Source organism: Pseudacidovorax sp. NFM-22 (assembly GCF_021401245.1).
Classification (GTDB): domain Bacteria; phylum Pseudomonadota; class Gammaproteobacteria; order Burkholderiales; family Burkholderiaceae_C; genus Xenophilus.
This window is the reverse complement of sequence record NZ_JACBFY010000016.1, coordinates 1-5,821: the sequence shown is the minus strand read 5'-3', so window position 1 is coordinate 5,821 and position 5,821 is coordinate 1. Positions and strand designations below refer to the sequence as shown.

2 tRNA genes and 3 rRNA genes are annotated in these 5,821 nt (G+C 51.8%); all 5 read left to right on the top strand.

What is annotated here, in order from left to right:
* The first annotated feature begins 471 nt into the window (after positions 1-471).
* The 5 genes from L0984_RS29730 (at position 472) to rrf (ending at position 5,772) form a co-directional block, all read left to right on the top strand.
* A 16S ribosomal RNA gene (locus tag L0984_RS29730) occupies positions 472-2,000 on the top strand.
* Between the two features lie 89 nt (positions 2,001-2,089).
* Positions 2,090-2,166: transfer RNA gene (locus L0984_RS29725), tRNA-Ile, on the top strand.
* Between the two features lie 60 nt (positions 2,167-2,226).
* A tRNA-Ala gene (locus tag L0984_RS29720) sits at positions 2,227-2,302 on the top strand.
* A gap of 354 nt (positions 2,303-2,656) precedes the next feature.
* Positions 2,657-5,527, top strand: a 23S ribosomal RNA gene (locus L0984_RS29715).
* Positions 5,528-5,659: 132 nt separating this feature from the next.
* Positions 5,660-5,772, top strand: a 5S ribosomal RNA gene (gene rrf, locus L0984_RS29710).
* Together the 16S, 23S and 5S rRNA genes with 2 tRNA genes alongside form the textbook arrangement of a ribosomal RNA operon.
* Positions 5,773-5,821 lie beyond the last annotated feature (49 nt).

Sequence of the window (5,821 nt, the reverse complement as noted above, 5' to 3'; positions counted from 1 at the left end):
CGTATACTGGCGGGCTCGCTGACTGACACGCATCTTTGTTGTGAGTTTGGCTGGTGAGGGGTTTGAGAGAATGACGGCAGCTTCTGGAAAAAAGAAGTTGCGCTTTTAGAAAAAAGCGTGTCATAATCGAGGGCTCGACGCAAAGCAGCGAAGTTAGTAGCTGATGAGTGTTGCGGGTAGTTGGTTGAGTGGGTTGCTTCGGTGGCTTGCGAGACGAAAGACCCGAAAGTTTGACAGGTCTTTATAAAAGCTGTCATAATCGAGGGCTTCGCTGATCGCAGCGAAGACGACAGAAAGAGGTGCTGATGTGCTGCTTTCTGATGAACGTTAAAAACATACAGCCGATAAGCGTGGGCGTTTGATGAGGAAATCGAGTTCTTCGGAACTTGAGCTTATAGCTCATTCAAACGCTCATGGAATAGAGAAGAAGTGAAGTTCACTTCGATTCCGTTTTATGAGTATTCAAAGATCGAACTGTAGAGTTTGATCCTGGCTCAGATTGAACGCTGGCGGCATGCCTTACACATGCAAGTCGAACGGTAACAGGCCGCAAGGTGCTGACGAGTGGCGAACGGGTGAGTAATACATCGGAACGTGCCCGATCGTGGGGGATAACGCAGCGAAAGCTGTGCTAATACCGCATACGATCTACGGATGAAAGCGGGGGATCGCAAGACCTCGCGCGGACGGAGCGGCCGATGGCAGATTAGGTAGTTGGTGGGGTAAAGGCCTACCAAGCCGACGATCTGTAGCTGGTCTGAGAGGACGACCAGCCACACTGGGACTGAGACACGGCCCAGACTCCTACGGGAGGCAGCAGTGGGGAATTTTGGACAATGGGCGCAAGCCTGATCCAGCCATGCCGCGTGCAGGATGAAGGCCTTCGGGTTGTAAACTGCTTTTGTACGGAACGAAAAGGTTTCTTTTAATACAGGGAACTGATGACGGTACCGTAAGAATAAGCACCGGCTAACTACGTGCCAGCAGCCGCGGTAATACGTAGGGTGCGAGCGTTAATCGGAATTACTGGGCGTAAAGCGTGCGCAGGCGGTGATGTAAGACAGAGGTGAAATCCCCGGGCTCAACCTGGGAACTGCCTTTGTGACTGCATCGCTGGAGTGCGGCAGAGGGGGATGGAATTCCGCGTGTAGCAGTGAAATGCGTAGATATGCGGAGGAACACCGATGGCGAAGGCAATCCCCTGGGCCTGCACTGACGCTCATGCACGAAAGCGTGGGGAGCAAACAGGATTAGATACCCTGGTAGTCCACGCCCTAAACGATGTCAACTGGTTGTTGGGAATTAGTTTTCTCAGTAACGAAGCTAACGCGTGAAGTTGACCGCCTGGGGAGTACGGCCGCAAGGTTGAAACTCAAAGGAATTGACGGGGACCCGCACAAGCGGTGGATGATGTGGTTTAATTCGATGCAACGCGAAAAACCTTACCCACCTTTGACATGTACGGAATCCTTTAGAGATAGAGGAGTGCTCGAAAGAGAGCCGTAACACAGGTGCTGCATGGCTGTCGTCAGCTCGTGTCGTGAGATGTTGGGTTAAGTCCCGCAACGAGCGCAACCCTTGCCATTAGTTGCTACGAAAGGGCACTCTAATGGGACTGCCGGTGACAAACCGGAGGAAGGTGGGGATGACGTCAAGTCCTCATGGCCCTTATAGGTGGGGCTACACACGTCATACAATGGCTGGTACAAAGGGTTGCCAACCCGCGAGGGGGAGCTAATCCCATAAAGCCAGTCGTAGTCCGGATCGCAGTCTGCAACTCGACTGCGTGAAGTCGGAATCGCTAGTAATCGTGGATCAGCATGTCACGGTGAATACGTTCCCGGGTCTTGTACACACCGCCCGTCACACCATGGGAGCGGGTTCTGCCAGAAGTAGGTAGCCTAACCGTAAGGAGGGCGCTTACCACGGCAGGGTTCGTGACTGGGGTGAAGTCGTAACAAGGTAGCCGTATCGGAAGGTGCGGCTGGATCACCTCCTTTCTGGAAACTGAGGTTTCCGAGTCAAACGTCCACACTTATCGGTTGTTGGAAGAGTCGAGTTGGCGTCGCTGAGAGGCGATGTTGACCAGGGGTCTGTAGCTCAGCTGGTTAGAGCACCGTCTTGATAAGGCGGGGGTCGTTGGTTCGAGCCCAACTAGACCCACCAATCTTCCGAGGCAAGAAGTGCGTCAGGCGCGAATGCGCGAGGTACGCATGGATGAGGATCGGGGGATTAGCTCAGCTGGGAGAGCACCTGCTTTGCAAGCAGGGGGTCGTCGGTTCGATCCCGTCATCCTCCACCAACAAGCCAGCAGGTAAGCGAAAAGAAAAAAAGAAAAAAAGAAAAAAAGAAAAGAAAAATCAAACCAACACCAAAGAGGCTTTGAAAAAGGCTTCTTTGTTGTTGGTCCGGTATAGACCGGATCAATCGGCTGTTCTTTAAAAATTCATAGAGTCGAATCAGCGTTATCAGAGGAAACCGCACAAACGTACAAGGTTTAGTGCGGACCGTGCCTCTGATGACAATTTTTTGATTGCGTCAAATGAACTTCAGCTTGCTGTAAAGAGCAAATTGAAGACGGCATAACGCGTCAGGTGAGAGACCTGACAATTCCTTGATGGACTGAGAACTCTCGTGAGAGAGGTCAAAGTTATAGGGTCAAGTGAATAAGAGCATGTGGTGGATGCCTTGGCGATGATAGGCGACGAAGGACGTGATAGCCTGCGATAAGCTTCGGGGAGCTGGCAAATTAGCTTTGATCCGGAGATTTCCGAATGGGGAAACCCACCGAAAGGTATCTTCAGCTGAATACATAGGCTGTAGAGGCGAACCGGGTGAACTGAAACATCTCAGTAGCTCGAGGAAAAGACATCAACCGAGATTCCGAAAGTAGTGGCGAGCGAAATCGGAGGAGCCTGCTAGTGATATCACAGGACTTAGCAAAGCGGCATGGAAAGGCCGACCATAGTGGGTGATAGTCCCGTATGCGAAAAGACCTGTGTGGTACTGAGCTAGCGACAAGTAGGGCGGGACACGTGTAATCCTGTCTGAACATGGGGGGACCATCCTCCAAGGCTAAATACTCATCATCGACCGATAGTGAACTAGTACCGTGAGGGAAAGGCGAAAAGAACCCCGGGAGGGGAGTGAAATAGATCCTGAAACCGCATGCTTACAAAAAGTAGGAGCCCGCAAGGGTGACTGCGTACCTTTTGTATAATGGGTCAGCGACTTACATTCAGTGGCAAGGTTAACCGAATAGGGAAGCCGTAGAGAAATCGAGTCCGAATAGGGCGTTCAGTCGCTGGGTGTAGACCCGAAACCAAGTGATCTATCCATGGCCAGGATGAAGGTGCCGTAACAGGTACTGGAGGTCCGAACCGACTAGTGTTGCAAAACTAGCGGATGAGCTGTGGATAGGGGTGAAAGGCTAAACAAACTTGGAAATAGCTGGTTCTCTCCGAAAACTATTTAGGTAGTGCCTCAAGTATTACCTTCGGGGGTAGAGCACTGTTTTGGCTAGGGGGTCATGGCGACTTACCAAACCAAGGCAAACTCCGAATACCGAAGAGTAGAGCTTGGGAGACAGAGCACCGGGTGCTAACGTCCGGACTCAAGAGGGAAACAACCCAGACCGCCAGCTAAGGTCCCTAAAATTGGCTAAGTGGGAAACGAAGTGGGAAGGCTAAAACAGTCAGGATGTTGGCTTAGAAGCAGCCATCATTTAAAGAAAGCGTAATAGCTCACTGATCGAGTCGTCCTGCGCGGAAGATGTAACGGGGCTAAGCCAGTTACCGAAGCTGCGGATTCACACGCAAGTGTGAGTGGTAGGAGAGCGTTCTGTAAGCCTGTGAAGGTGGCTTGTAAAGGCTGCTGGAGGTATCAGAAGTGCGAATGCTGACATGAGTAGCGTTAAAGCGGGTGAAAAGCCCGCTCGCCGTAAGCGCAAGGTTTTCTACGCAACGTTCATCGGCGTAGAGTGAGTCGGCCCCTAAGGCGAGGCAGAGATGCGTAGCTGATGGGAAACAGGTCAATATTCCTGTACCGATGTGCAGTGCGATGTGGGGACGGATCTTAATAGTTCATCCGGGTGTTGGATGTCCCGGTTTAGGCAGAAGTAGGCGTGCGTCAGGCAAATCCGGCGTACATATACCGAGGCTGTCGATCGAGCGAGCTTGCTCGCGAAGTGAATGAACGAGGTTCCAGGAAAAGCCACTAAGCTTCAGCTGCACACGACCGTACCGCAAACCGACACTGGTGCGCGAGATGAGTATTCTAAGGCGCTTGAGAGAACTCAGGAGAAGGAACTCGGCAAATTGACACCGTAACTTCGGGAGAAGGTGTGCCCTAGTAGTGTGAAGTGAACAACGGAGCATGAAAGGGTTGCAAAGAATCGGTGGCTGCGACTGTTTATTAAAAACACAGCACTCTGCAAACACGAAAGTGGACGTATAGGGTGTGACGCCTGCCCGGTGCTGGAAGATTAAATGATGGGGTGCAAGCTCTTGATTGAAGTCCCAGTAAACGGCGGCCGTAACTATAACGGTCCTAAGGTAGCGAAATTCCTTGTCGGGTAAGTTCCGACCTGCACGAATGGCGTAACGATGGCCACACTGTCTCCTCCTGAGACTCAGCGAAGTTGAAATGTTTGTGATGATGCAATCTCCCCGCGGAAAGACGGAAAGACCCCATGAACCTTTACTGTAGCTTTGTATTGGACTTTGAACAGATCTGTGTAGGATAGGTGGGAGGCTTTGAAGTGTGGTCGCTAGATCACATGGAGCCGACGTTGAAATACCACCCTGGTGTGTTTGAGGTTCTAACCTAGACCCGTTATCCGGGTTGGGGACAGTGCATGGTAGGCAGTTTGACTGGGGCGGTCTCCTCCCAAAGCGTAACGGAGGAGTTCGAAGGTACGCTAGTTACGGTCGGACATCGTGACGATAGTGCAATGGCATAAGCGTGCTTAACTGCGAGACTGACAAGTCGAGCAGATGCGAAAGCAGGACATAGTGATCCGGTGGTTCTGTATGGAAGGGCCATCGCTCAACGGATAAAAGGTACTCTGGGGATAACAGGCTGATACCGCCCAAGAGTTCATATCGACGGCGGTGTTTGGCACCTCGATGTCGGCTCATCTCATCCTGGGGCTGTAGCCGGTCCCAAGGGTATGGCTGTTCGCCATTTAAAGAGGTACGTGAGCTGGGTTTAAAACGTCGTGAGACAGTTTGGTCCCTATCTTCCGTGGGCGCTGCAGATTTGAGGAAGCCTGCTCCTAGTACGAGAGGACCGGAGTGGACACACCTCTGGTGTATCGGTTGTCACGCCAGTGGCATTGCCGAGTAGCTAAGTGTGGAAGAGATAACCGCTGAAAGCATCTAAGCGGGAAACTCGTTTCAAGATGAGATCTGCCGGGGCCTTGAGCCCCCTGAAGAGTCGTTCTAGACCAGGACGTTGATAGGTCGGGTGTGGAAGCGCAGTAATGCGTTAAGCTAACCGATACTAATTGCTCGTGCGGCTTGACCCTATAACTTTGATTCAGTGCTCTGCCAAGTGCAGCAGCCAATCAAGGTGTTATGCCAGGCGCAATCAAACAAAAGCTGACAGACTCTATGAATTCGTTGTGTTGATCCAATAATCAACACGACAACCCTTTATGCCTGATGACCATAGCGAGTTGGTACCACTCCTTCCCATCCCGAACAGGACAGTGAAACGACTCAGCGCCGATGATAGTGCGGACTCCCGTGTGAAAGTAGGTCATCGTCAGGCTCTTACAGCCCTCAAAAAGCCCCTCAGCTCTCGCTGCGGGGCTTTTTGT